The sequence below is a fragment of the Xanthomonas sp. 4461 genome (genome assembly GCF_024806475.1).
Classification (GTDB): domain Bacteria; phylum Pseudomonadota; class Gammaproteobacteria; order Xanthomonadales; family Xanthomonadaceae; genus Xanthomonas; species Xanthomonas arboricola_F.
Genome location: NZ_JANTYV010000005.1, coordinates 256972 through 283824 on the forward strand (window position 1 = coordinate 256972; position 26853 = coordinate 283824).

Here is a 26853-nt window from a genome sequence, read left to right on the forward strand (position 1 = left end):
CTTGAAAGTGAGTCGAGCACCGCCGCCACGCTTGGCCGCAGAGGCGTGCTTGTCCGAGTGCAGCGCGTCTGGGCGCCGCACCCTGCCTTGCCAGGCGCGCGGCGAACGGTGACGCTGCATTGCCAGGGCCTCCACCGGCAGCTGCAGTGGCTGCGCCGACAACGCGCAGGCCAGGCCACCTCACCCCGGTCTGGTCGTATCATTTGCACATGACGCGACCGAACCGATTTTTTCGCTGGGCCTGGTGGTTGCTGGCGTATGCCAGCCTGGCGACCGGCATTGTCGGGATCTTTGTGCCGGGATTGCCGACCACGGTGTTCATCCTGATTTCGGCCTGGGCGGCGTCGCGTGGGTCCGAGCGGCTGCATGCGTGGCTGCTGTCGCATCCGCGTTTCGGGCCAGCAATCGTGGAGTGGCAGACCTATCGGGCGGTCAGTCGCAAGGCCAAGTGGATGGCGACGCTGACGATGACCCTGTGCGCCGGCATCATGCTGTGGTGCGTGCCGGTGTTCTGGGTGAAATGCCTGTCGATCGGCAGCATGGCGGTGGTGGCGATCTGGTTGTGGCTGCGTCCGGAGCCGCCGCCGCGCGCGCTGCAAACGCCGCACTGAGCGCACGGCAGTCAGGGTGTTCTGGCTATACTCCGGTCCATGAGCATCATGTCCCGACCTTCCGTTCGTCTCGCACTGGTTGGTGCGACCTTTGTCCTGCTTGCCGCTTGCGGCAACAAGGGCCCGCTGGTGATGCCGCAGAAGCCGGTGCCGGTGGAAGCCCAGCCCGTGCCGCAGCCGCCGGATGCGCCGCAACCGCTGGATGAGTCCACACCTGCGCCCGCGCCGGTGGAGACCGACAGCAAGCCCGCATCCACCACCGACCAGCCCGCTAGCAGCGGCAATGAGCGCTGACGGTCGCAGCGAGCGTCTGCGTTTCACAAAAATGCATGGCGCCGGCAACGATTTCGTGGTGCTGGACCTGCGCGACGGCACGCCCCCGCCGGATGCTGCGTTGGCAGCGCGCCTGGCAGATCGACACTTCGGGGTCGGCTGCGATCAGATCCTGACCATCCAGGCCCCGCGCAGCGAAGGCGCAGTGGCAGCCTACGGCATCTGGAATTCCGACGGCTCGGCCGCGCGTCAATGCGGCAACGGCGCGCGCTGCGTCGCGGCCTGGCTGGTGCGCGATGGAACCGCGCAGGGCGAGCGCTTCCTCATCGACAGCCCGGTCACCGCACATGCGGTGGAGCAGGTGGATGCGGGAACGTATGCGGTGGCCATGGGCGTGCCGCAGTTCGAGCCCACGCAGATTCCGCTGGCCGGATTTGCGCATGCGCGCGACGAATACGCGCTGCCCGTGCACGGCGAGACGGTACGCTTTGGTGCAGTGTCGATGGGCAACCCGCATGCCGTGCTGGAGGTTGGCCGTGTCGATGCCGCCCCGGTGGAGCGTGTGGGCAGCTTGCTGCAGCAAAACGCCGCATTCCCCAATTCGGTCAATGTCGGGTTCGCGCAGGTGGTGGATCCCACGCATGTGCGTCTGCGCGTGTTCGAGCGCGGCGTCGGCGAAACGCTGGCCTGCGGTAGCGGTGCGTGCGCGGCTGCGGTGGTGCTGATGCAGCGCGGCCGCGTCGAGCGCGACGTGCGCGTGTCGTTGCCCGGCGGCGAGCTGCAGATTCGCTGGCCCGACGATGCGCAGGAGGTGGTGATGTCCGGCCCGGCGGTGTTCGTCTTCGATGGAGAATGGAACTGATGAGCGACAACACGGACAAGTTCAGTGCGCACGAGGTCGCAACGTGGTTGCGTCGCCATCCCACCTTTCTCAAGCAATTCCCCGATCTGGCGGTGAGCCTGCTGGTGCCGCGCGACGATGGCCCTACCGCGTCGCTGGCGACCTATCAGCTGGAAGTGTTGCGCGACAAGAACCGCGAGCTGTCGCGGCGCCTGCACGAGCTGGGCAGCAATGCGCAGGTCAATGAGCGGCTGGCGGTGCGCACCCACCAACTCACGCTGGCACTGATGCGCCAGACCACGGCCGCCGATACGCTCAAGGCGATGGCTGCGTCGTTGGCAGAAGATTTCAACGGTGAGCTGGTGCGGCTGGTCGTGCTCGCGCCGGTCGCCGGCCTGAACGCGGATTGGTTGCAGGTGATCGCCGCCGACGATGCGCGCCTGGCCCCGTTTCGCGATTGCCTGAGCGATGGCGAGCCGATCTGCGGCCGGCTGCAGGCTGAAAAACACGCGCTGCTGTATGCCGAACAGGCGGATGCGGTGCAATCCACCGCGTTGCTGCCGTTGCCGGGTGTCGGCCTGATTGCGGTCGGCAGCAGCGATGCCAACCGGTTCTATCCCGGCATGGGCACCTTGTTCCTGCGCATGATGGGCGAGTCGCTGGGCGTGGCGCTGCAGCGTTTCACGGCGTGATGGCAGTGGCAGGCCATGCAATGCGCGGCCTGCTGTGCACCCCAGCGTCGCTGCGGCGGCGGCAGGGTAGCTGAGATGTCCTCGGTCGAAGGATTTCTGGCGTATCTGCAGGTCGAACGTCAGGTGTCGGCGCACACGCTGGATGCGTATCGGCGCGATCTTGCCGCGTTGCTGAGCTGGGCAGCCGAGCACAAGGATGCTACGGGTGCCGCGGTCGGGTTGGACGTCGCACAGCTGGACAGCGCGCAGCTGCGTCAGTTTGTTGCGGCAGAACACCGGCGCGGCCTGTCCGCCAAGAGCCTGCAGCGGCGCCTGTCTGCATGCCGCAGCTATTACGCCTGGTTGCTCAAGCACGGCCGTATCGCGGCCAGCCCCGCGGCGGCGTTGCGGGCGCCCAAGGCGCCGCGCAAGTTGCCGCAGGTGCTCGATGCCGATGAGGCCGTGCGCCTGGTCGAGGTGCCGACCGATGCGCCGCTGGGCTTGCGCGATCGCGCATTGCTGGAACTGTTCTATTCGTCGGGGTTGCGCTTGAGCGAGCTGTGCGCATTGCGCTGGCGCGATCTGGATCTGGCCAGCGGCCTGGTGATGGTGCTGGGCAAGGGCGGCAAGCAGCGCCTGGTGCCGGTGGGTTCGCATGCGATTGCGGCCTTGCGCCAATGGCAGCGCGACAGCGGCGGACGTGCCGAAACGCATGTCTTCCCCGGGCGCGCCGGCGGTGCGATTTCGCAGCGTGCGGTGCAGATCCGCATCAAGCAATTGGCCGTGCGCCAGGGCATGTTCAAGGACGTGCACCCGCATATGCTGCGGCACAGTTTTGCCAGCCATATCCTGGAGTCGTCGGGCGATCTGCGCGGTGTGCAGGAGCTGCTCGGTCATTCCGATATCGCCACCACGCAGATCTACACGCACCTGGATTTCCAGCACCTGGCCAAGGTCTACGACGCCGCGCATCCGCGTGCCAAGCGCAAGAAGTCTGCCGACTGAGCGGCTGATCGTCGCGGACCGGGCAGGCACGCGATTGCATCGGTGCGCTCGGCAGGTTGCTGCAGTGTCAGTGCGCGGGACTGGGCGAACGCACTTGCAGGGGTGTCATGTCCGAACACGGCGAGCGGGCCCGGCATGCGCGCGCCATCCTGGGCTTCCAATCCCTGGAAGATCAGCATGGCCACCTTCCGTCTGACCGGACTCGATCCGGCCCTGTTCGCCCACCTGCATGGACTCGACGATGCTGCGCTGGCAAGCCATCAGGCCGTGCGCGTGATCGCCGATGCCGACCATGGATTTCCTTGTCGCGTCAGCCTGCAGGATGCGCGCGCGGGTGAACCGCTGCTGTTGCTGCCCTACCTGCATCAACCCGCCGACTCGCCCTACCGCGCCAGCGGGCCGATCTTCGTCCGCAGTGCGGCGACACCGGCGCAGTTGCAGCCCGATGCGGTGCCACCGGCGATCCGCTCACGGCTGATATCGCTACGTAGCTACGATCATCGCGATCATCTGGTGGCCGCCGAGGTGTGCGCAGGGGAACAGGTTGCCGCGTGGCTGCGGCATTGCCTGGATGACCGGCAGATCGCCTACGTGCACCTGCACCACGCACGCCAGGGCTGTTACGCGTGCCGTGCGGAACGTGTGGGGTGAATCATCCCAGGCGCGATGCAACGCGCAAGCACGGTGGCCTGAGTGGTGCGGGATGAGGCATCGCGCGCGCTGCCGTAGCGGCGCCTGGCGCGCGCCCATGCGTCGGCGCTGCGGTCTGCGGCGCATCGGCGCAGCGCGCTTGAACCCGGCAGGGGCGTCCCCACCTCATTGGAAACCCCCGGAGGACCCATGGACCCCAGCCAGAATCCCAACATCGTTCACGCCACCACCATCATTTCGGTTCGGCGTGGTGGGCACGTCGCCGTCGCGGGCGATGGCCAGGTCACGCTCGGCCACACCGTCATGAAGGGCAACGCGCGCAAGGTGCGCCGGCTCGGTCGCGAGGGTCAGGTCCTGGCCGGGTTTGCCGGTGCCGCCGCCGATGCGTTTACGCTGTTCGAACTGTTCGAAGCCAAACTCGACAAGCATGGGCAATTGACCCGTGCCGCCGTGGAGTTGGCCAAGGATTGGCGCACCGAGCGCCGCCTGGGCAAGCTCGAAGCGTTGCTTGCGGTCGCCGATAAAGAAACCTCGTTGATCATCAGCGGCACCGGCGATGTGATCGAACCGGAAGACGGCATCATCGCCATCGGTTCCGGCGGTTCGTACGCCTTGTCGGCCGCCCGCGCGCTGCTGGCGCACACCGAGCTCGATGCCAAGACCATCGCCACCGAAGCGATCAATATCGCTGGCGATATCTGCATCTACACCAATCGCAACGTGGTGGTCGAGGAGCTGTGATTCGGGAGTGGGGATTCGGGAATCGCAACAGCGGTTTCGGTTCCACCCCGACGACATAGGCTATTGATTTCGCGCTTGCGATTCCCCTTTCCCCATTCTCGATTCCCCAATGCCAAATTCCGATACTTCAACCATGACTCCGCGCGAAATCGTGCAGGAGCTCGACCGTCATATCGTTGGCCAGCACGACGCCAAGCGCGCGGTGGCCATCGCGCTGCGTAATCGTTGGCGGCGCATGCAGCTGCCCGAAGAGCTGCGCAACGAGGTGATGCCCAAGAACATCCTGATGATCGGCCCGACCGGCGTCGGCAAGACCGAGATCGCGCGACGTCTGGCAACCTTGGCCAATGCGCCGTTCGTCAAGGTGGAAGCCACGCGCTTTACCGAAGTGGGTTACGTCGGCAAGGACGTGGAGCAGATCATCCGCGATCTGGCCGATACCTCGGTCAAGTTGTACCGCGAGCAGGCCAAGGTGCGTGTGCGCAACCAGGCCGAAGAACGTGCCGAAGATCGCATCCTGGATGCGCTGCTGCCGCGCCGCGCAGCCGGTATTGGCTTCGATCCGGAAGCCGCGCGCAACGAGCCGTCGTCGCAGGACAACGATACCCGCATCAAGTTCCGCCGCATGCTGCGCAATGGCGAGCTGGACGAGCGCGAAATCGAACTGGACGTCGCGATCAACGCCAGCATGGACATCATGACCCCGCCGGGCATGGAAGAAATGGGCCAGCAGCTGCGCCAGATGTTTTCCAACCTGGGCAGCGGCAAGTCGCAGAAGCGCAAGCTCACCATCAAGGCAGCGCGCCCGCTGTTGATCGAAGAAGAAGCCGGCAAGCTGGTCAACGAAGACGACGTGCGTGCAGCGGCGATCGAAGCCTGCGAGCAGCACGGCATCGTGTTCATCGATGAAATCGACAAGGTCGCCAAGCGCGGCGAAGCCGGTTCCAACGGCGGCGATGTGAGTCGCGAAGGTGTGCAGCGCGATCTGCTGCCGCTGGTGGAAGGCTCCAACGTGTCGACCAAGTACGGCACGGTCAAGACCGACCATATCCTGTTCATTGCCTCCGGCGCCTTCCATCTGGCAAAGCCCAGCGATCTGATTCCGGAGTTGCAGGGGCGCTTTCCGATCCGGGTGGAACTGACCGCGCTGACCAAGGCCGATTTCGTGCGCATCCTCACCGAGCCCAAGGCCGCGTTGATCAAGCAGTACGAAGCCTTGCTGCAGACCGAAGGTGTCACGCTGACCTTCGGCGCGGACGCTGTCGACCGCCTGGCCGAGATCGCTGCGCAGGTCAACGAGCGGCAGGAAAACATCGGTGCGCGGCGTCTGCACACGGTGTTGGAGCGTCTGCTCGATGTGCTGAGCTACGAGGCGCCGGATCGCGACGGTCAGAGCGTCACCGTGGATGCGGCCTATGTCGATGCGCAGCTCGGCGAGCTGGTGCAGGATCCGGACCTGAGCCGCTACATCCTCTGAGCGCAGCGCACCTGCGCGCACCTGCCGGATGCAATGCATGGATGGCATCGGCATCAAATGCGTTGCAAGCACGGCAGGAACGCCTAACAGAACGATGCAAGAGGTGGCTTTGTTAGCCGCATCCTGTCAGATGTAGTCAAAAGCCGAGTCGGTCGAGGGCGCGGCGCCCTCACCGCTTGCGGGACACGCCGTGAATCCGTCCCTGGAGGCTCGGTGGCGGCATCCATGCCGCCACACGGTCCCGCAAGCGGCGAGGACACCGCACCTAACGTTGGTCGGCGCTCGCATAAAAGCTGCTTGTTGCCCGACTTGCGTAGTGCGTTGCTTGCACATGCACACCGACCATCTCCGATGGTCCTTGCCCGCGCACCGTCGCGAGACCTTACGCGGCATGGATGCCGCGTAAGAGCCTCCATGGACGGATTTACGGCGTGTCCCGCGATGGTGGGCGGGTAAGGGCCCTGCAGCCAAGCTGCAGATCAGTCCCCGCAACGAAGGCCCAACTCATCGGCTCTGCATACATCTGCCTGAAGTCGTCTGTCAGCAGCTCCCAGCGAACAGCATCACGCCACACGGCCGGCCTTCTCGTTGCAGTCTTTCTTTCCTCACGTGCCGAGGAAGGCGCCCGAAGAGTGGATGGAGGCAGTACGTCAGCCGTCATCTGCACCGCACATCAAACCCGTTGCACCCAGCAAACCGCTCAGTCCTCGCCGATATCCTCGTTCCACACGTCCGGATTGGCCGCGATATAGCCGCCCAGCAGGTCGATGCAGTCTTGGCTTTGCAGGTCGATGACGTTGACGCCGTGTTCGCGCAGCCAGGCGATGCCGCCCTGGAAAGTGACCGACTCGCCCACCACCACGGTGCCGATGTTGAACTGGCGCACCAGTCCGCTGCAGTACCAGCACGGCGCCAGCGTGGTGACCATGATGGTGTCCTTGTAACGGCGCTGACGGCCAGCCTTGCGGAAGGCATCGGTTTCGCCATGCACGGACGGGTCGTTCTCCTGCACGCGGCGGTTGTGGCCGCAGCCGAGCAGGCGCCCGTCGTTGTGATACAGCGCAGCACCGATCGGGATGCCGCCTTCGGCCAGGCCCTGGCGGGCTTCGGCAATGGCGGTGTCGAGCAATGCGCGGTAGTCGGGGGTGGTGATCATGTGGACTCCATCGTGGCCGCGCCGGCAGGTCGCAGCATGTCGAGATGTGGGATGCCGTCTTCCAGATACGGCGCGGACGACGGCGCAAATCCATGCGCCGCGTAGAACGATTGCAGATGCGCCTGTGCACCGAGCTGGATCGCGCTGCCCGGCCAGTGCGTATGCACCAGGCCGATGCCCTCGCGCAACAAGGCGTGCGCCAAGCCGGTGCCGCGAGACGCGGCCGCAACGACCACGCGGCCGATGCTGGGTTCGGCGTAACTCAGTCCCGGCGGCAGCACGCGCAGGTAGGCCGCCAGCGCGCTTGTGTGGGTGGTACCCAGGACATGCAGCACGCCGGGATCGGTATCCTTGCCATCCAGTTCCGGGTAGGCGCATTGCTGCTCCACCACGAACACGTCCGTGCGCAGGCGCAGCAGCGCGTACAACTGCAGTGTGCTCAGCTGGGTAAAGCGCAGCTGCTGCCAGTGCAGGGGAGGCGTGGATGTGGAAGGCATCGGCGCATGATAACGGCATCGCTTGCGGGCGGCGGGCCGGCAGGTGCGCCACGTGCGGCACGAGCGCGCAGGACGATGAGAGCGTCGGTGCTGAGGCGGACAGTGCCATTGCCGATGTTGTCCGCGTCCGCCGGACGGGGCGCCGGGAGCGCCTAAAACGTGGCCTGCAGTGGTCCGCTAGATGTGGACGACGCACTCGTCACCGCAGCGAATGAGTGGCCCACGCCACCCGAGCACAGGCCGCGCCCGTTGTGAGGTTGCCGATGCGTTTCGCTGGCCGCCCCTGCGTGCATGGCATCGGCAGCGTTCAATCGGCCTTGCTGTCTGTATCGACTGCGACCACCACCGACATGCCCGGGCGCAGGCGCGGCGCCAGCGGCTGGTCGGGGTCGACGCTGATGCGCAGCGGAATACGCTGGGCGATCTTGACGAAGTTGCCGGTGGCGTTGTCGGCCGGCAGCACGCTGAATTCGGAGCCGGCGGCCGGAGAGATTTCCTGCACGCGGCCTTGCAGGCGTGCGTTGTCCAGGGCATCGACGGTAAAGCTGGCGCGTTGGCCGATACGGATCTTCGCCATCTGGGTCTCCTTGAAATTGGCCACGATCCACAGCGTGTCCGGCACCAGCGACATCAACTGCGTGCCGTTGGTGACGTAGGCGCCCTGACGTACGCCGAGCTGGCCGAGCTGGCCATCGCGCGGGGCCAGGATGCGCGTGTTGTCCAGGTTGATCTGCGCCAGTTGCACGGCCGCTTGCGCATTGGCCACTGCCGCTTCGAGCGCTGCGCGATTGACGGTGACGCTACGTGCGTTTTCTTCCGCGGCCTGCACCGCCGCACGCGCCTGCGCTACGCCCGCAGTGGCCTGGGCGCGCGCGGCAAAGGCGGTGTCGCGGTCCTGTTCGGACACCAGTTTCTGGTCGGCCAGCTGTTGCGCACGCGCATAGGCCGAGCGGGTGCGATCGCTCAGGGCCCGATTGCTGCTCAGCGCTGCGCGTTGCTCGGCGATGGTCGCTTCCGCGCTATGGCGTTGCTGCTCCCAGTTGGCGAGATTGGCTTGCGCGGTCTGCACTTGCGCCTTGGCCTGTTCGAGCTGCTGGGCGTAAATGCGGTTGTCGATGGTGGCCAGCAGCTGGCCACGTTTGACATGCGCAAAATCCTGCACGGTGACCTGCGTGACATAGCCGCTGACCTGCGGCGCAATGACGGTGATCTGGCCATGCACCATGGCATTTTCGGTGCGCTCGATCGCGCTGACGAACGGTGGCAGCCGCCATGCGTACAGCACCAGCGCCACCCCGATCAGGGCAAGCCCGCCAAACCCAATCGCGCCGGCGATGCGGCGACGGCGGCGACGGGCGCGATCGGAGTCGGCAGTGGGGTCGGCAGTTGTATTCATGGACGCGCAGTGGAAGCGGAAGGGGAGGGTGACACGGGAGGCCGCAGATAGCGTCGCCACACCAGCACGGACAGGATCCACACCCCCGTGGCGATGGCGATACAGCCGATCAGCAGAAACACATCGTTATAGGCCAGTACATTGGCCTCGCGCGTTGCCACGTTGCCGAGCGCACGCACGCCCTGCGCCTGGCGCAGCGTCGGGTCGCCGATGCTGCGGCCATACAGGCTCGCATACGCCTGCACGCGCGCGGCCACCTGCGGGTCGGTCAACACCAGATGCTCGACCAACTGGCTGGAATGGTATTTCTCGCGGAGGATCTGCACGCTACCGAGCAGGGCGCTGCCGAGCAGCCCGCCCATGTTCTGCGCCATGCCGAACAGCACGATGAAGCTGATCAGATTGCCGGGCTGGGCGATCACCCGGCCCAGCCCGGCCACCATCGCCGGGCCGATGAAGAAGGTGCTGCCGAAGGCCAGCAGGAACTGGCTGACGTACATCTGCTCCGGGCGGGTGAGGCTGGTGGCATCGGCATCCATGAAACAGCCGACACAGATCGCCGCCACCGCAATGATCAGGTGCTCGGCCACGCGCGCAGGGTTGATCAGCCATGCGCTTGCGGCAACCCCGACCACCGCGCCCAGCAGCATCAGCGCGAACAGGGTCTGCAGCTGATCGTTGGCCAGGCCCAGGGTCTGGAAGAAGCCGATCGCGCCAGTGCTCTGCTCGGACAGCACCAGCCGGATCAGCAGGATCGCCAGGCCCAGCCGCAGCATGTCGCCGCTGGCCAGCCAGCGGGTATTGATCATCGGATTGCGGCGGTTGTGTTCGATCCAGGCGGCCATGCACAGCAGCACGATGGAGGTCGCCAGCACCACGCCCAGCCACGGCGTGCTGGTCCACCACAGCAGTCGCCCCAGCGACAGCACCGCGGCCAACCCGGCCGCGCCGGCCGCAAACAGGGGGAACGTGACGAAATCCAGCGGCTCGAACACCCGGTAGCGGTCGCTGGGTGGCAGCTTGAGTGCCAGTACGCAGGCCAGCGCGAAGATCGCCAGCCCGAACTCGAACAGGTACAGACCCTGCCACTGCCCGAATTCCAGCAGGTCGGTGGAGAACACCCGCGCCAGCGGCAACGCCAACTGGGTCACACCCAGGCCCAGCACTACCGCCTTGAGCCGGTACTTGCCGGGAAATGCCTGGATCACGTAGTACAGCCCCAGCGAGCTGAGCGCCGCGCCGACCAACCCATGCGCCGCGCGCACGGTGATCGCCGAACTCAGGCTGTGCACGAACAGGTGCGCCAGCGCGATGGCCGCATACAAGGCCAGGAAGATCTCGGTGAAGCGGCGCAGCCCGAACTGCTGGCGAAACTTCACCAGCAACAGATTGGCCGACATATTGGTCATCACGTAGGCCGCCGGCAGCCAGGCCATTTCGGTGGCATAGGCGCCCAGGCTGCCCTGCAGATATGGCAGGTTGGCGGTGACCAGTGCGTTGCTCAGCCCGCCGGTCAGCGCCACCACCAGGCCGACCAGGCCGTACTGAATGCGGCGCCGGGTCGGGTGCAGCGGCGTGGATGCCGACCCCGGCAGGGTGGGCTTTTCGTGGGGCTGCCAGTCGCGTGGGGCGTACTTGTCGGGCACGCAAGGCTCGCAGGGCCGGTTGCAGAAGAGTTCGCGATTGTGGTCCGGTTGCGGTCATGGTGGCGTCAGCAGTGCGATAATCCGGGCATGAGCGAATCCCCCTATACCTCCGGTACCACCCATTTCGGCTTTCGCGATGTCGCTGCCAAGGACAAGCAGAAGCTGGTCGGCGAAGTGTTCACCTCGGTCGCGCGCAACTACGACCTGATGAACGATCTGATGAGCCTGGGCGTCCATCGCGCATGGAAACGCTACTTCGTGGCGACCGCGCAGGTGAAGCCGGGCGACCGCGTGCTGGATCTGGCCGGCGGCACCGGCGACATCGCCGTGCTGCTCAAGGAGCGCGTGGGCGACGAGGGTGCCGTGGTGCTGGGCGACATCAACGCAGGCATGTTGTCGGTGGGCCGCGACCGGCTGACCAATCGCGGCCTGGTGGCCGGCTTCGACTACGTGCAATGCAATGCCGAGGCGCTGCCGTTTCCGGATCAGAGCTTCGATCTGGTGACCATCTCCTTCGGCCTGCGCAACGTCACCGACAAGGACGCCGCACTGCGCGAGATGTATCGCGTGTTGAAGGTGGGCGGCCAGGCACGCGTGCTGGAGTTCTCCGAAGTCACCGCCGAGTGGTTCAAGCCGATCTACGATTTCCACTCGTTCAAGATCCTGCCCAAGCTGGGCCAGTTGTTCGCGCGCGATGCCGACAGTTACCAGTACCTGGCCGAAAGCATCCGCAAGCACCCGCCGCAGGAGTCGCTCAAGGGCATGATGGGCGAGGCCGGATTTGCGCGCTGCCATTACAAGAATCTGACCGGCGGCATCGTGGCAATCCACTCCGGCTACAAGATCTGAATCCGCCGCACGGTCGAGTGCCGACGCGGCGCGCGCATCGCGCGCTGCGCCTGGTAGTGCGGTCGCCGCTTGTGTTCGCTTGAGGCGGCCTTGCGTCGCGCGCGGTCCGATGCGCCAACGAATTTCTGAGACTTTCGTCGCGTTGGCTCCACCATTGGTCGGCGACACTAGGCGCTCTTTTGCCGGAGAGTTGGATGCGCTTATACGCCGGGCTCTCGCGCGTGTTTCCCCGTTCCTTCAGCGCCAAGTTGCTGGCGGTGACCTTCGTCGGGATCCACCTGCCGCTGCTGTTGTTGATCGCGTGGCTGGCATCGCAGAGCGAGCTGGAAGGGCGCCTGTTGTGGTCGGTGATCATCGTCGCCCTGCTGGCCACGCTGGCGGGGACGGCATTGACGCTCTCGGCGCTGTATCGCCTGCTGGCGCCGTTGCGTATCGCCGCCGACGCGCTGGATACGTATTACGCCGACCAACGCCTGCCCAGCCTGCCCGAGCATGGCGACGACGAATTGGGGCGCCTGTTGCGCGGCATCAACCGCAGCCTGCGCGGGATCGATGCCGGCATGCGCGATCTCAAGAAGCACGCCTTGTTCGATCCGTTGACCGAAGCGCTGAACCGGCGCGGCTGCGAACAGGCGATGCGCGATTCGGTTGCCGCCTCTCAACGCGAAGGCTGGCCGTTCGTGTTGTTCGTGTTGGACATGGACAACCTCAAGCCGATCAACGACCGCTTCGGCCACCTGGCGGGCGACCGCGTGCTGGTGCGGCTGGTGGAGTCGGCCTACGGCTGGCTGGGCGCGCAAGACTGGATCGGGCGCTGGGGCGGCGATGAATTCCTGATCGGCGTACATGCCAGCGAAGACGACGCCACGCTCAAGCTCAATCAATGGCTGTCGATGCTCGAACGCGAAGATGGCGAGGAGGCGCCGTTGCATGTGAGCGCCGGCAGCGCGGTGTGCGAGCGTGGCCTGGATGCCACCGAGCTGTATCGCCGTGCGGATGCTGCGATGTATCGCGCCAAGTTCTCCGGCGGCCGGCGCCTGGTGCGCGACGGGCACGACACGCCGCGCAGTCATCCGGTGGTCTAGGCGCGATCCGGAGATCACCTGGCGGCCGGGCCACAGGCCGGTGCGCGCGGCGCGCGGGCGGCATGCATCACTCCAGGCTGCGGCTGCTGCAGACGGTTCGCTCCGATGCACGCAGCGACATGGGCATGGTCTGACCGGCCGCCAGGCGCTCGCCTGGCGCCGTACGGGCAGGCGACGGCCCGGGGCGTTAAAATGCCCAATTCCCTCGCTGCGGTGCCATCGATGCGCTTCCCGTACCTGTCGCTGTCCCTGGCCGTGTCCATTGCGCTGGCCGGCTGTTCCAACGAATCCCCATCGCCGGCTGCCACTACCGCTGCGCCGGCCGCCACCGCCAAGGCTCCCGTGAAAGCAGACGCCCGCAACCACGACGAAAGCTCCTACGCCCAGCCGCAGCTGGTGGTGATCAAGGATCTGGCGCTGGACCTGAAGCTGGACTTCGACAGCAAGCAGATCGGCGGTACCGCCACCTATACGCTGGAGTGGAAGGACAAGGCGGCCAAGCAACTGGTGCTGGATACGCGCGAGCTCAGCATCGCCCAGGTGCAGGCCGACGACGGCAAGGGCGGCCTGGCGCCACTGCAGTTCGCGCTGGCGCCGGCCGACAAGACCTTCGGCAGCAAGCTCACCATCGAGACGCCGAACCAGCCGTCCAAGGTCGTGATCACCTATCACACCGCACCAACCGCCTCCGGCCTGCAGTGGCTGGAGCCGTCGATGACCGAAGGCAAGCAGCTGCCTTTCATGTTCAGCCAGTCGCAGGCGATCCACGCACGCAGCTGGGTGCCGTTGCAGGACACCCCGAGCGTGCGCTTCACTTACAGCGCGCATGTGACCTCGCGCCCGGACGTGATGGTGCTGATGAGCGCCGACAACGACCCCAAGGCCGCGCGCGACGGCGATTACAGCTTCAAGATGCCCGAGCCGATTCCCTCCTATCTGCTGGCGATCGCCGCCGGCGATGTGGTGTTCAAGCCGATTTCCGCGCGCTCGGGCGTGTGGGCCGAGCCGGCGATGGCCGACAAGGCCGCCAAGGAATTCGAAGACACCGAAAAGATGATCGGTGCGGCCGAAAAACTGTATGGCCCGTATCGCTGGGGCCGTTACGACATGCTGGTGCTGCCGCCGTCGTTCCCGTTCGGCGGCATGGAAAACCCGCGCCTGACCTTCGCCACGCCCACCGTGATCGTCGGCGACAAGTCGCTGGTGTCGTTGGTCGCCCACGAACTGGCGCATAGCTGGTCCGGCAACCTGGTGACCAACGCCAGCTGGAAGGACATCTGGCTCAACGAAGGCTTCACCACCTACGTGCAGGGCCGCATCACCGAAGCCTTGTACGGCGTGGAAATGGCCGAGATGGAGCGCGAGATCGACCAGGGCGATCTGCTGGCCGAAGTAAAGGACATGGCGCCGGCCGACCAGGCGCTGGCGCTGCCGCCGCTGGCGCAGCGCGACCCGGACGAAGCCTTGAGCCAGGTGGCCTACGTCAAGGGCGCGTGGTTCCTGCAGTTCCTGGAGCAGCGCTTCGGCCGTGAGGTGTTCGACCCGTTCCTGCGCGGCTGGTTCGACGATCATGCGTTCCAGAGCGCCACCACCGACCAGTTCGTCGACTATCTGCAGAAGAACCTGCTGGCCAAGCATCCCAACACCGTGAGCGCGGCCGAAGTGGATGCCTGGTTGAAGCAGCCGGGCATCCCGGCCTTCGCTGCCAAGGCGCGCTCGCGCAGCTTCTCGATCGTGGACACGGCACGCATCGCCTGGAGCGGTAGCGGCACCCTGCCGAGCAAGCAGGTCACCAGCGAGTGGGGCACGCAGGAGTGGGTGCATTTCCTCAGCGGCATGGGCGCCACCTTGAAGCCCGAGCAGCTCAAGCAGCTGGATGAGGCCTATCACTTCACCGGCACCCCGAACGGCGAGATCGCCATGCGCTGGTATCCGTTGGCGATCCGCAGCGGCTATATGGAGGCACGTCCTGCCGCCGGCGAGTTCATCGAACGCGTGGGCCGTCGCAAGCTGGTATTGCCGATCTACGCCGAACTGTTGAAAACCCCGGACGGCATTGCATTCGCCGAACAGGCCTTCGAAAAAGCCAAGCCCAGCTATCACCCGATCACCACCGCCTCGGTGGCCGAGATGATCGCCAAGGCCAAGGCGGCACCGCAGCCGACGCAGCCGTAATGGCAGGGAGGGCGTTGCGCCGCCCTCCCGTCGCGGCAACACGCCGCCGTAGGAGCGCACCCGGGCGCGACGGGGCTTTCCCGGTGAGGCCCGATCGCGCCCAGGTGCGCTCCTACGACGCGGGGTAGCTGATCGCGGGTGGTGCGGTAGGCCGGTATCGTTGCCGCTGCCGTCCATGTCTTCCGGAACCGACGGTGCAGTCGCGCCGTGGTGCATCCCCGCCCGCCGCTTCCATCGCCGCACCGTGCCCTGCAACTACCGCCGTAGGAGCGCACCCGGGCGCGATGGGGCATTCCCAGTGCAGCCCGTCGCGCTCGGGTGCGCTCCTACGATGCGCGGCTAGCTGATCGTGCCATGGGGCGTGCTGGTATCGTTGCCGCTGAATTTGCCCTGGAGTCGACGATGAAGTATCTGCTGAGCGCGGCCTTGTGCGTCGCTGTAGTGAGCGGCTGTACCGATCGCGAGGCGCAACGTCAGGCGCAGGAAGCCGCACAGGCACAGGTCAAGGAAGGCCAGGCCGATGCACTCGCCAAGCAATACGACGGGGCGGTGAAAGCGCAGAACTGGGACATGGCGCGCGCGCATGGTGCCGCACTGCTGGAAGGCTACGCCGGCACCGCCGCCGCCACGCGCATCGAACCCGGGTATGCCGACATCAAGGCCAAGGGCGAGCAGGCGCGCGAGCTGCGCCGCATGCAGGCGTTGTGGCAATACTCGCAAGTTCCGGCCAAGGGCGGCACGCAGCGCTCGGCGATGATCGATGCCAAGAGCCGCGTGGATGTCGACGGCAGCGGTCCCAAGCCGGTGAGCCTGGTATTTCGCGATCACCCGCAGTGGAAGCGCCACAGCTATCTCGTGCTCAAGGCCGGCGATTTCAACTGCTATGGCGGCTGCAAGGTGCAGGTCTCGGCCGATGGTGGCGCACCGCGCGCGATGGCCGCGCACCGCCCCGATACCGATGAAGCGATCGCGATGTTCATCGACGACGACAAGGCGCTGTGGAAGCTGGTGCGCAACGCAAAGCGCATCAGCATCGAGTTCCCGGTGAAGGCCGGCGGCACGCGCACCGCAGAGTTCGACGTGGGCGGCCTGGATACCACCCAGATGCCGGGCTGGAAATAATCCATGGACGGCGCAAGCGCTGCCCGGCTGCCGCTGTCTGCCTACCGGCATTGGGTGTTCGACATGGATGGCACGCTCACGCTGCCTGTGCACGATTTCGCGTTGATCCGGCGCGAGCTGGAGATCCCGCCCGAAGACGACATCCTGCATCACCTGTCTGCATTGCCCCCCGATCAGGCGCAGGCCAAGCACGCCTGGTTGCTGGAGCACGAGCGCGCACTGGCTGAAGCGGCGCGGCCTGCGCCGGGCGCGCAAGAAGCGGTGCGCGCGCTGCACGCGGACGGCTGTCGCCTCGGTTTGCTGACCCGCAACGCACGCAGCCTGGCGAAGGTGACGCTGGAGGCGATCGGCCTGGACGATGCCTTCGCCTGGGACGACATCGTCGGCCGCGACGAGGCCGCGCCCAAGCCTGCGCCCGACGGACTGCAGTATTTCCAGCAGCGTTGGGCGGTGAGTGCCGCTGCATTGCTCATGATCGGCGACCACCACAACGACCTGGCCTGCGGCCGCGCGGCCGGCGCGGCGACCGTGCTGGTCAATACTCCCGGCGATCCCTGGCCCGGCCTGGCCGATTGGCGCCTGCTCGATTGCAGCGAACTGTTGCAGCGATGGCAGTCCCGCGCAGACGGCTGACCTTGCATCAGTGGCGTCTCGCCGCCGGTAGAGCGATGACGCGCCGCCAGCTCACACGCGTCGGTGCATCAACTGCCCCTTTCCCCGCGGGTGAGGGGGTGAGGTGAGGGTACCGAGCGGATCCCCGGAGCCGCTTCAACTGCACGGTGGCTGCGCCCCTCCCCGCATCCACCCCTTCGGGGCAACTTCGCCCAAAAGGTGAAGGAACAGGCGCGTGGCGTCGCGCTACAGCCCCGCTTCCCGCAGGAGAGGGGTGAGGGTACGGATCAAGCGCAGTCCATCAGATCCCCGGTATCGGGCTTCAACAGCGCACGACCGCGAAGGTATCGGCGTTGGAGCACCCTTCCGTCCGCCCCGGCGCATTCCTCCAACGGCAGACCAGGCGCGGCAGCGTCGCGTCCCTCTCCTTGCGGCCTTCCACAAAGCCACAGGCCCGGGAACATCTCCGTCGTCCGGTCGATCAGCGTTTCCGCCTCCTCTACCGAAGCGTTTGCGCCCAACCTGTTCCATTGCTGCTACAGCACGCCCGGCGCAAAGTGTGCCAAATCCGTTACACCGCTCGCGTGGCATTCACTGCGTCCATACAAAGCCCTGACACCGCAAGGTGCTGCGACGCAACAGCGCGCTGGCACGCGCTGTGCTCTGTCCTCTCGCGGTACCCACCCGTTTGCGCCGCCGTTGCGTGCCTCAAACGCCCGTGGCTGTTCGTTCGATTGGATTGTTCACCGAGAGGGGTAGACGCATATGCACCAATCTTCCTGTCGCAGCATCCGCAGCGGCGCGTTGCTGATGCTTGCGCTGAGCGCCGCACTGGCCGGCTGCAAGAAAGACACGCCGGCCGAAACCGCAGCGCCCGCACCTGCAGCCACACCCGCCGCCGCGCCGCCCGCCGCCGCCGTGGTCGATACCGATAGCGAATTTACCGCCAACGCCAGCAACGCGGACAACTGGGGTGGCGTCGGTCGCGATTTCGCGCTCACTCGCCATAGCCCGCTGGCCGAAATCAACCGCGACAACGTCAAGAACCTGAAGATGTCGTGGGAGATGAAAACCGATGCCACGCGCGGCCACGAAGGCCAGCCGCTGGTGATCGGCAGCATCATGTACATGGTCAGCGCGTATCCGAACAACGTGTTCGCGATCGATCTGGCGGCGCAGGACGACGGCGGCAAGGTGTTGTGGAAATACACCCCGCAACAGGACGAACGCTCGGTGGCGGTGGCCTGCTGCGATACCGTCAACCGCGGTGCGTCGTATGCCGATGGCAAGCTGGTGTTCGGCAGCCTGAGCGGCGATGTGATCGCGCTCGATGCCAAGACCGGCAAGGAAGTGTGGAAGCAGAAACTCGCGCACCCGGACAAGGGCGAAACCATCACCATGGCGCCGATCATCGCCGACGGTAAAGTGGTGGCCGGCATCAGCGGCAACGAGTTCGGCGTGCTCGGGCGCGTGGCCGCCTACAACCTGTCCGATGGCAAGCAGGCGTGGTCCTGCGATGCGGCCGGTACCGACAAGGCGATCTGCCTGGGCCCGGACTTCAACAAGGCTAATCCGCAGCATGGCCAGCTCGGCGACCTGGGCGTCAAGACCTTCCCCAATGACGAATGGAAGCGAGGTGGCGGCGCGGCCTGGGGCTGGTACAGCTACGACCCGAAGTTGAAGCTGGTCTATTACGGCACCGGCAATCCCGGCCTGTGGAGCCCGTCGTATCGCTGCGGCAAGACCTCGCATGAGGAATGCAACAACGGCGAGCACGACAACAAGTGGTCGATGACGCTGTTCGCGCGCAAGATCGATACCGGCGAAGCGGTGTGGGGGTATCAAAAGACTCCGTTCGACCAGTGGGATTACGACGGCATCAACGAGCCGATCCTGGTCGACCTGACCATCGACGGCAAGCAGGTTCCGTCGGTGGTGCAGTTCGACCGCAACGGCTTTGCCTACGTGCTCGATCGCCGCGATGGCACCTTGCTGCGCGCGCACAAGTTCGTGCCGGCCAACTGGGCCGAACGCATCGACATGAAGACCGGCCGGCCGGTGAAGGTGGCCGCGCATTCGCCGCTGGAGCGCGGCAAGAAGGTACAGGCGTTCCCCTCGGCGATGGGTGGCAAGGACCAGCAGCCGTGCTCGGTGGATCCGGCCAACTCCGCAGTGTTCTTCTGCGGCACCAACAACTGGCACATGGAGCTGGAACCGCAGGAACGCGGCAACACCATGATGGGCCTGCCCTACGTGTTCGCCAACGTGATGATGAAGCCCAACGAGCCCGGTGCGCTGGGCATCGTCAAGGCCTTCGATGTGGTGGAAGGCAAGTCCAAGTGGGAGATCAAGGAGAAGTTCCCGGTGTGGAGCGGCACCCTGGTCACCGACGGCGGGCTGGTGTTCTACGGCACGCTCGATGGCTGGTTCCGTGCGGTGGACAAGGACACCGGCAAGAAGCTGTGGGAGATGAAGCTGCCGTCCGGCATCATCGGCAACCCGATCGCCTACAAGGCCAACGGCCACCAGTACGTGGCGGTGTTCTCGGGTATCGGCGGCTGGATCGGTCTGCCGGTCGCCGCAGGTCTGGATCCGTCCGATCCGTACGGCGCGCTGGGGGCCGCCGGGCTGGCGTTCGGCGCCGGCTTCGACAAGATCCCGCTCGGCGGCATGGTGCATACCTTCCGTCTCGATGGCGCCGGCAAGACCGTGACCGCCAGTGCCACCGCCACTGCGGCCGCCGGCGGCGGCACCGCCAACGCAGCAGCGAAGACGGCACGATGAGATCCACGCAAGGCGTTGGACGCGCACGTCGGCAGAGCCCTGCCGGCGTGCGCGGCATGACCTGGCACCTGCGCAAGGTGCTGGTGGTTTGCAGCCTCGGACTCGTCGCCGCAGGTTGCACACGCGAGCCGTCTTCACCGGCGGCTCGCGCTTCTGATTCCGGGGCGGCGCCCACAGCGGCGCCTGCATCCACGACAGCGCCAGCCTCTGCGCAAATGCCGGCCAACACGCCGCCAGCGGCGCCCGATCCCACGGTGCTGCGCGTCTGCGCCGACCCGGGCAACATGCCGTTGTCCAACAAGGCCGGCGAAGGCTTCCAGAACAAGATTGCGCAAGTCGTCGCCGATGCCATGGGCCGGCGCCTGGAATACGAATGGCGCACCTATTACCAGCGCGGGCTGGCGCGCAGCACCATCACTGCCGGCCGCTGCGATCTGCTGATGGATCTCAACAGCGATTTCGAGCAAGGCCTGACCACGCGCCCGCTGTACCGCTCGACCTACGTGCTGGTCACGCGCAAGGGTTTGAATCTGGTGCCCGCATCGCTGGACGATCCGGCGCTGAAAAAACTGCGGCTGGGCGTGTTCCAAAGCTCGCCCGCCCGCCAGGCGCTCTACGAGCACGGCATCAGTGGTGAGGTGCAATACCTGTTTTACGACTCGGCCACCGCGCCGGAAGAACATCCGGGCAAGCTGGTGGAGCGTGTGGCAGCCAACGAACTGGATGCGGCCGAATCCTGGGGCCCGGTCGCCGGTCACTACGCCGCACGCAGCAGCCTGGGCGTGGTGCCGTTGAACACCATCGACGATGCGGTGCTGGAATATTCGATGGCATGGGCGGTATCGCGCAAGAACGCCGCACTGCGCGATGCATTGAACACCGCGCTGCAGGACAACGCCGCCAAGATCGCCGAGATCCTGCGCAGCTATCACGTGCCGCTGGTGCGCTGCAGCGACTGCATCGTGGCTGGCGACCTGCCATCGCATGGGCCTTACGTCACACCGGCTTCCGCATCGACCGCGCCGAGTCCTGCCGCCTCGTCGCAGGAGCTGGCGCAGTTGCAGTTGCGCATTGCCGATGGTGCAGACCCCAACCAGGAGCTGGCGCATGCGCTGGATGCCGGCGATGCAGTGCGTGCGGCGTGGTTGCTGCGGCATGGCGCCGATGCCAACACGCCCAACCTGCTCTGTGAGCCGCCATTGCATCAGGCCATCCGCAATCAGGAGCCGGATCTGGTCGGGCTGTTGCTGGATGCCGGTGCGCGCCTGGAGGCGCGCGATGCCAGTGGCTGGACTGCGCTGATGAAAGCCGCGTGGGCCAATGATGCCGATAGCGTGACTCGGCTAGTGGGCAAGCGCGCGCTGGTCGATACGGTGTCCGGCGATGGCTGGAGCGCACTGGATCTGGCGGTCTCGTATGCCGACGCCAGCGTGGTGCAGGCTTTGCTGGCCGCGGGGGCGAACGTCAGGCGCGCCAATGCCAAGGGATTCACGCCGGTGATGTTTGCGGTGGCGCGCGACGACCCCGCCATCCTCAATGCGCTGCTCGCGCGCGGTGCCGATGTGGGGCATGCAAACCAAGCCGGCGTCACCGCCCTGATGCTGGCCGCAGCGGCCGGACGCGAGGACGTCGCCAAGCGTCTGCTGGCGGCCGGTGCCGACCCGGCGGCGCGCAACCGCGATGGCAAGACTGCTGCGACATTGGCACAGGACCGTGGCGATGCCGCGTTGGCTGCGCTCCTCAGCGAGGCCAGGCGCCCCTCCAGACGCTGACTGTTTCATCCGCCGCGTGCACGGGGTGCGCGGCGTTCCCTCCGATCAGAAAGGTTCGTTCATGCGCAAGTCCACTGTGGGTTGTATCGATCGTTCCATGCGCATGCCGGTCTGTGCGTTGTTGCTCAGCACACTGCTGGCTGCGTGCGGAAAAGAGGCCCCGCCGGCACCGGCATCCGACGCGGCGCCACCACCGGCCGCCAGCGCGCCCGCACCGGCGGCCGATGCCACCGCGCCACCTCCGCCCGCAGCTGCACCCGCGGCAATGCCCAATCCGGCCGCAGGGCCCGCGCCCGACCCGGCCACGCCAGCCGCACCGCCGGCCACGGTGACGCCGATTGCGAAGGGGCCGGAGGTCAAGGTCACGCCTGAACTGATTGCCGAAGGCAAGAAGATCTATTTCTCTGCCGGCTGCAACGCCTGCCACGGCGGCACCGGGGGCGGTGGCATGTGCCCGCCGCTGACCAACGACATCTGGGTCTACGGCAGCGATGACGACACCCTGCGCACGCTGATCAGCGAAGGCACCGCGGCCATGATCACGCACGGCAAGACCCGTATCGGGCACGAAAAAGTCGTGGGGCAGATGCCGCCGTTCGCGCCGGTGCTCAAGCCGGGCGACACCGAAAAACTGCTGGCTTTCATCCATTCGATCAACAAGACCGCGGGCAAGGCGCAATGAAGCAAGGCGCACTGCGCTCGGCACCCGGTCGCTGGCAGCGCGCCTGTGCGGTGATTGCATCGGGCGCGTTGCTGCTGATCGCCGGTTGCCAGCGCGATGCTGCTGCCCCGGCAGCCACAGCGTCCGCGTCTGCGGCTGCATCCAGCAGTGCGGCACCGGCGCCGTCAGCGGTGTTGGCCTACGTGCCCAACCAGCGCAGCGGCACGGTGTCGGTGATCGACACCGGTACCGATACGGTGGTGCGCACCCTCACCGCACAAGGCCAGCTCGGCAAGCGCCTGCAACAGGTGTTGCCCGGCCCGCAGGGGCACCTGTATCTGATCGATGCCGAGCACCACCGTTTGATCGAACTCGACACCGCCAAGGACGCGGTATTGCGGCAAGTGGACATCGGCGAAAACGCCGAAGGCATCGCGCTGTCGCCGGATGGCAAGCAGTTTGCGGTGTGCGTGGAAGGGCAGAATCAGGTGATGCTGATCGACGCGGCGCAGTTCCGCGTGCAGCAGGTCATCGCCACGCGTGGGCAGGCGCCGGAGCATTGCGCGTATACCCCCGATGGGCAATGGCTGCTCACCAGCAACGAAGGCTCCAACGACATGGACATGATCGAGCTGGCCACGCATCAGTCGCGCGGTGTGGTCGCCACCAGCGGGCATCCCCGCGGCATGGCGTTCGCACCGGACGGCCGCAGCGTCTATATCGCGCAGGAAACCGCCAACGTGGTGGATGTGATCGATCTGCAGACCCGCACGCGCCGTGCCAGTCTGCCGGCCGGCGTGCGCACTGCCGGCGTGACGCTCTCGGCCGACGGCACGCGGTTGTACGCATCCAACGGCGGTGCCGGCACGGTCAGCGTGATCGATACCGGCAGCGCGCGCAGCCTGGCCGAGATCGCGGTCGGATTACGGCCCTGGAATCCGGCGCTCACGCCGGCCGGCGACAAGTTGTATGTGGCCAATGGACGCTCCAACACGGTGAGCGTGATCGATACCGGCAGCTTGCGCGAACTCAAACAGATCCCTGTCGGCGAACTGCCGTGGGGCGTGGTCATCGCGCGCTGAGCGGCGGCCATGCCCAGACGCGCCGGGGAGGCGGGATGAAGACACGCGCTGCGGTGGCCTGGGGGCCGAATCAACCGCTGAGCATCGAAGAGGTGGACCTGCAGCCGCCGCGCCCCGGCGAAGTGCTGGTGCGGCTGGTTGCCACCGGCATCTGCCACGGCGATGCGCATGCGCTGGCGCACGGGCATGCGAGCAGCTTTCCGGCAATCCTGGGGCAGGAGGGCGCGGGGATTGTCGAAGACGTGGGCATTGGCGTGACCAGCGTGCGTGCCGGCGATCACGTCATCCCGCTGTACATGCCCGAATGCGGCGTCTGCAAGTTCTGTCGCTCCGGCCGCACCAATCTGTGCCAGGCGATTCGCAGCAGTCAGGAGCGCGGCCTGATGCCCGATGGCAGCAGCCGGTTTTCGTTGAACGGGCGCCCGATCCTGCACCACATGGGCACCAGCACGTTTTCCGAATACACCGTGTTGCCGGAGATAGCGGTGGCGCGCATCCATCCGGACGCGCCACTCGACCAGGCCTGCCTGCTCGGTTGCACGGTCACCACCGGTGTAGGCGCAGTGCTCAACAGCACGCATGTGCGGCCCGGCGATTGCGTGGCGGTGTTCGGGTTGGGCGGGATCGGCTTATCGGTCATCCAGGGCGCGGTGTTGGCGCAGGCCGGGCGCATCATCGCGGTGGATATCGACCCGGGCAAATTCGCACTGGCACGCGCGCTGGGCGCCACCGATTGCCTGGATCCGCGCGACTACGGCGCGCCGATCCAGCAGGTGATCGTGGACCTCACCGATGGCGGTGCCGACCACAGCTTCGAATGCGTTGGCGATGTCGGCGCGATGCGCGCGGCGCTGGAGTGCTGCCACAAGGGCTGGGGCGAGAGCGTCATTCTCGGCGTGGCCGACGATGCGCAGGAAATCAGCACCCGCCCATTCCAGCTGGTCACCGGCCGGGTGTGGCGTGGCAGCGCGTTCGGCGGCGTGAAGGGGCGCAGCGAGTTGCCCGGTTACGTAGAGCGTTATCTGCAGGGCGACATCCAGCTGGCGCCGCTGATCACCCGCACCCTGGCATTGGACGACATCAATCAGGCGCTGGCGGATCTGCGCGCAGCGCGCGGCATCAAATCGATCGTGCGGTATTGAAGGAGACGACATGAGGTTGACACATCACCTGCCGAGGTATCGCAGCACACCGCCGTTTCGCGCCGCAGGCCATGGCCGCCACCCATTGCAACGGCATCGGCTTGCCTGCGCGTGTGCAGCGCTGCTGTGCGCCGGCACGATCGGCACCGCAAGGGCCGACGACGCGCCGCAAGTCACCTGGCTGGATCGTATCGAAGTCACTGCCACGCCTATCCCCGGCACCACCATCGATGCGGCGCAACTGCCGTACATGGTGCAATCGGCGACCACTGCGGAGTTGTCGCGCGGGCGCAGCAACAACCTCGGCGATCTGCTGCAACGCCGCTTTGTCGGTGTGGATGGCAACGATGTGCAGGGCAGCGCCTTCCAGAACGACCTCACCTTCCATGGTTTTCGCGCATCGGCTTTGCCGGGCGCCTCGCAAGGCGTGTCGGTCTATCTGGATGGCGTACGCGTCAACGAACCGTTCGCCGATATCGTCAGCTGGGACATGCTGCCCGAATCGGCCATCACCGCGGTCACCCTGATGCCCGGTTCCAATCCGTTGTTCGGGCCGAACACCCTCGGCGGTGCGGTGGTGCTGTCCACCGCATCCGGACTCACTGCGCCCGGATTGCAGGGCGAACTCAGCATCGGCAGCGGCGCGCGCAAGCGGCTGGACGCCAGTTATGGCGTTGCCGGTGGCGATGGCTGGCACGGCTTTATCGCAGTCACCGGCTTCGACGAAAACGGCTGGCGCGATGCGTCCGAAGGGCGCCTGGGCACGGTGTTCGGCAAGCTCGGCCGGCAAGGCGATGACACCGACTGGAGCCTGTCGCTGCTGCACGGGCGTAGCCGCCTGATCGGCAATGGGTTGCTGCCCGATACCAGCTACACCGACGAAGGACCCGAGCCAGGCTTGTACCGTGCCGACCGCCGTGCGGTGTACACCTCGCCCGATCTCACCCGCAATCGCAATACGCTGCTGACGGCGCAGCTGGACCACCGGTTCGATGCGGACACCGCGCTGCATGCGCTGGCGTACTCGCGGGCTGGCCGGCGCGACACCGTCAACGGCGACATCGGCGAAGACTACGAAGAATTCGTCGAAGAATGCGCCTCCGGCTACGCCGCCGACGGCAGTGCGCTGGACGCCGATTGCGAGGTGGCGCGCGCCGATGCCGATGCGCTGCATACCGGCGCCCTCAATACCACCCAGATGCGTCAACAAGCGCAGGGGCTTGCGATCAACCTGAGCAAGCAATGGGCGGCGCATGCGCTCAGTGCCGGCGTCACCTTCGACCGCGGCCATGTGCGTTACCGGCAATTCGCCCGCGATGGCTGGGTGCAGCCAGACAGGTCGGTACTGGCAGACGCCGACGCCGAGCGCGCGTTCTTCTCTGGCGTGCGCGGCAGCACCAAGACGCTGGGTGCGTTTGTCGCAGACACCTGGGAACTGGACGCCGCCACCCACCTCACCGCCGCGGTGCGCTGGAACCGGGTGGTGGTGGACAACATCCTGTCCACCGCCGAGGACGGCGACCGCCCACGCGAGCGCTTCGTCTATGCCAAGGCCAACCCGTCGCTGGGGCTCACCCATCGGCTGGAGTCCGGCCTCACCGTGTATGGCTCGGTGGCGCAGAACACCCGCGCGCCGACCGCCATCGAGCTGGGTTGCGCCGACCCCACCCAGCCGTGCCGGCTGCCGACCGGCCTGCAGGCCGACCCGCGCCTGGAGCAGATCGTCTCGCGGACCGTCGAGCTGGGCGCGCGCTGGTCGCCATGGGCCGACAGCAACGCGACGGTGTCGGTGTACCGCGCCGACAATCGCGACGACATCCTGTTCTTGCGTGCGCCGGATACGCAGCTGGGCTATTTCGATAACGTCGGCCGCACCCGCTATCAGGGCGTGGACGCTGCGCTGCACCTGCGCAGCGGCGATTGGCAATGGTCTGCCGGGTACAGCTATCTGGACGCGACCTACCGCAGCAGCGGCGAACTGCTGTCCGGCGAACGCGTGATCACGTTGCGGCCCGGCTTGCGGATCGCCGCGCTGCCCCGGCATAACCTCAAACTCGGCGTGGAATGGCAGCGCGATGCGCTGACCCTGGGCGCCGGCGTGCGTGCGGTGTCCGGACGCGTGGCCAGCGGCAACGAGGATGGGCAGGTCGACAATGCCGAGGACGGCGAGCCGGCACCCGAGCGTATCGACATCGGCACCGCCGGCTATGCGCTGGTCGACCTGCAGGCGCGTTGGCAAGTCAGTGGCCGGCTATCGCTGTTTGCACGCGTCGACAATGTCTTCAACCGCCGCTACGCGACCTATGCGGCTGTGGCCGAAGACGTGTTTCCCGATGGCGAACTGGCGCGCCCGCAAGATGCACCAGTGGAAACCGGCCCGGCCCGTTTTCTCGCGCCGGGCGTACCGCGGCAGTATCTGATCGGGTTGCGTTGGGCGTTATGAGTTGGGCTGAGATTGGGGATTGGTGAGTCGCAACGGGTGAGCCCAAAACCGCGCTTGGCGTGATCTGGATGGTCCCAAGCCGCGCTGGTCGAGGGCGCGATGCCCCCACCGCTCGCCGGGACACGCCGCGAACCATCTCCGGGGACTCGGTGGCGGCATCC

23 protein-coding genes are annotated in these 26853 nt (G+C 66.4%); 19 read left to right on the plus strand and 4 right to left on the minus strand.

Annotated features, from left to right (window positions below):
- Nucleotides 1–209 precede the first annotated feature (209 nt).
- The 8 genes from FHY19_RS17940 to hslU all read left to right on the plus strand — a co-directional run bounded on the left by FHY19_RS17940 (nucleotide 210) and on the right by hslU (nucleotide 6270).
- The gene (locus FHY19_RS17940) at nucleotides 210–611 is read left to right on the plus strand and encodes a YbaN family protein (protein WP_259167552.1); all 402 of its coding nucleotides are present in this window, start codon (nucleotides 210–212) and stop codon (nucleotides 609–611) included.
- A gap of 39 nt (nucleotides 612–650) precedes the next feature.
- Nucleotides 651–905 (plus strand): lipoprotein, encoded by a 255-nt coding sequence (locus FHY19_RS17945; protein WP_046963396.1) that lies wholly within the window; start codon nucleotides 651–653, stop codon nucleotides 903–905.
- A complete protein-coding gene (gene dapF / locus FHY19_RS17950; protein WP_259155299.1) occupies nucleotides 895–1746 on the plus strand; it encodes a diaminopimelate epimerase in 852 nt (283 codons plus the stop codon). Before FHY19_RS17945 ends, dapF begins: the two co-directional genes overlap by 11 nt.
- Nucleotides 1746–2417, plus strand: a complete 672-nt coding sequence (locus FHY19_RS17955; protein ID WP_259167553.1) for a DUF484 family protein — start codon at nucleotides 1746–1748, stop codon at nucleotides 2415–2417. The genes dapF and FHY19_RS17955 overlap by 1 nt, the downstream gene beginning before the upstream one ends.
- A 75-nt stretch (nucleotides 2418–2492) precedes the next feature.
- A complete protein-coding gene (gene xerC, locus FHY19_RS17960) occupies nucleotides 2493–3401 on the plus strand; it encodes a tyrosine recombinase XerC (protein ID WP_259167554.1) in 909 nt (302 codons plus the stop codon).
- A gap of 177 nt (nucleotides 3402–3578) precedes the next feature.
- A complete protein-coding gene (locus FHY19_RS17965; RefSeq protein ID WP_259167555.1) occupies nucleotides 3579–4052 on the plus strand; it encodes a DUF1203 domain-containing protein in 474 nt (157 codons plus the stop codon).
- A gap of 189 nt (nucleotides 4053–4241) precedes the next feature.
- Complete coding sequence (gene hslV, locus FHY19_RS17970) at nucleotides 4242–4793, plus strand: ATP-dependent protease subunit HslV (protein WP_005997221.1); 552 nt, start codon at nucleotides 4242–4244, stop codon at nucleotides 4791–4793.
- A 109-nt stretch (nucleotides 4794–4902) separates the two neighbouring features.
- Nucleotides 4903–6270 carry an ATP-dependent protease ATPase subunit HslU gene (gene hslU / locus FHY19_RS17975; RefSeq protein ID WP_259155292.1) on the plus strand — a complete coding sequence of 456 codons (1368 nt, stop codon included), beginning with the start codon at nucleotides 4903–4905 and terminating at the stop codon, nucleotides 6268–6270.
- A 700-nt stretch (nucleotides 6271–6970) separates the two neighbouring features.
- Here the strand turns inward: hslU and FHY19_RS17980 are convergent.
- The 4 genes from FHY19_RS17980 to FHY19_RS17995 all read right to left on the minus strand — a co-directional run bounded on the left by FHY19_RS17980 (nucleotide 6971) and on the right by FHY19_RS17995 (nucleotide 10965).
- Nucleotides 6971–7426: a nucleoside deaminase gene (locus FHY19_RS17980; RefSeq protein ID WP_259155290.1), complete on the minus strand. Its 456-nt coding sequence runs from the start codon at nucleotides 7424–7426 to the stop codon at nucleotides 6971–6973.
- On the minus strand, nucleotides 7423–7923 hold the full coding sequence (locus tag FHY19_RS17985) for a GNAT family N-acetyltransferase (RefSeq protein WP_259167556.1): 501 nt from the start codon (nucleotides 7921–7923) through the stop codon (nucleotides 7423–7425). Before FHY19_RS17985 ends, FHY19_RS17980 begins: the two co-directional genes overlap by 4 nt.
- 307 nt (nucleotides 7924–8230) lie before the next feature.
- Entirely contained in the window at nucleotides 8231–9319 is a 1089-nt protein-coding gene (locus tag FHY19_RS17990; protein WP_259155288.1) for an HlyD family secretion protein, read from the minus strand.
- Nucleotides 9316–10965: an MFS transporter gene (locus FHY19_RS17995; protein ID WP_259155287.1), complete on the minus strand. Its 1650-nt coding sequence runs from the start codon at nucleotides 10963–10965 to the stop codon at nucleotides 9316–9318. Before FHY19_RS17995 ends, FHY19_RS17990 begins: the two co-directional genes overlap by 4 nt.
- 87 nt (nucleotides 10966–11052) lie before the next feature.
- Between FHY19_RS17995 and ubiE the strand changes: the two genes are divergently transcribed.
- From ubiE to FHY19_RS18050, 11 genes are all read left to right on the plus strand, one after another.
- Nucleotides 11053–11814, plus strand: a complete 762-nt coding sequence (ubiE, locus tag FHY19_RS18000; RefSeq protein WP_029218915.1) for a bifunctional demethylmenaquinone methyltransferase/2-methoxy-6-polyprenyl-1,4-benzoquinol methylase UbiE — start codon at nucleotides 11053–11055, stop codon at nucleotides 11812–11814.
- Between the two features lie 194 nt (nucleotides 11815–12008).
- On the plus strand, nucleotides 12009–12899 hold the full coding sequence (locus FHY19_RS18005; RefSeq protein WP_259167557.1) for a GGDEF domain-containing protein: 891 nt from the start codon (nucleotides 12009–12011) through the stop codon (nucleotides 12897–12899).
- A gap of 222 nt (nucleotides 12900–13121) precedes the next feature.
- Nucleotides 13122–15074: a M1 family metallopeptidase gene (locus tag FHY19_RS18010; RefSeq protein WP_259167721.1), complete on the plus strand. Its 1953-nt coding sequence runs from the start codon at nucleotides 13122–13124 to the stop codon at nucleotides 15072–15074.
- 402 nt (nucleotides 15075–15476) lie between these two features.
- Nucleotides 15477–16196, plus strand: a complete 720-nt coding sequence (locus FHY19_RS18015; protein WP_259167558.1) for a hypothetical protein — start codon at nucleotides 15477–15479, stop codon at nucleotides 16194–16196.
- A 3-nt stretch (nucleotides 16197–16199) separates the two neighbouring features.
- Nucleotides 16200–16829 (plus strand): HAD family hydrolase, encoded by a 630-nt coding sequence (locus FHY19_RS18020; RefSeq protein WP_259155284.1) that lies wholly within the window; start codon nucleotides 16200–16202, stop codon nucleotides 16827–16829.
- Nucleotides 16830–17573: 744 nt separating this feature from the next.
- Entirely contained in the window at nucleotides 17574–19592 is a 2019-nt protein-coding gene (locus FHY19_RS18025) for a methanol/ethanol family PQQ-dependent dehydrogenase (protein ID WP_326521153.1), read from the plus strand.
- Nucleotides 19589–21364, plus strand: coding sequence for a quinoprotein dehydrogenase-associated putative ABC transporter substrate-binding protein (locus FHY19_RS18030; protein WP_259167560.1), 1776 nt, complete (start codon nucleotides 19589–19591; stop codon nucleotides 21362–21364). The genes FHY19_RS18025 and FHY19_RS18030 overlap by 4 nt, the downstream gene beginning before the upstream one ends.
- Before the next feature lie 25 nt (nucleotides 21365–21389).
- On the plus strand, nucleotides 21390–22046 hold the full coding sequence (locus FHY19_RS18035; RefSeq protein WP_259167561.1) for a cytochrome c: 657 nt from the start codon (nucleotides 21390–21392) through the stop codon (nucleotides 22044–22046).
- A complete protein-coding gene (locus tag FHY19_RS18040) occupies nucleotides 22043–23107 on the plus strand; it encodes a beta-propeller fold lactonase family protein (RefSeq protein ID WP_259155281.1) in 1065 nt (354 codons plus the stop codon). Before FHY19_RS18035 ends, FHY19_RS18040 begins: the two co-directional genes overlap by 4 nt.
- A gap of 35 nt (nucleotides 23108–23142) precedes the next feature.
- Nucleotides 23143–24249, plus strand: a complete 1107-nt coding sequence (locus FHY19_RS18045; protein ID WP_259155278.1) for an S-(hydroxymethyl)glutathione dehydrogenase/class III alcohol dehydrogenase — start codon at nucleotides 23143–23145, stop codon at nucleotides 24247–24249.
- Between the two features lie 10 nt (nucleotides 24250–24259).
- Nucleotides 24260–26692 carry a TonB-dependent receptor gene (locus FHY19_RS18050; RefSeq protein WP_259167563.1) on the plus strand — a complete coding sequence of 811 codons (2433 nt, stop codon included), beginning with the start codon at nucleotides 24260–24262 and terminating at the stop codon, nucleotides 26690–26692.
- The last annotated feature ends 161 nt before the right edge of the window (nucleotides 26693–26853 follow it).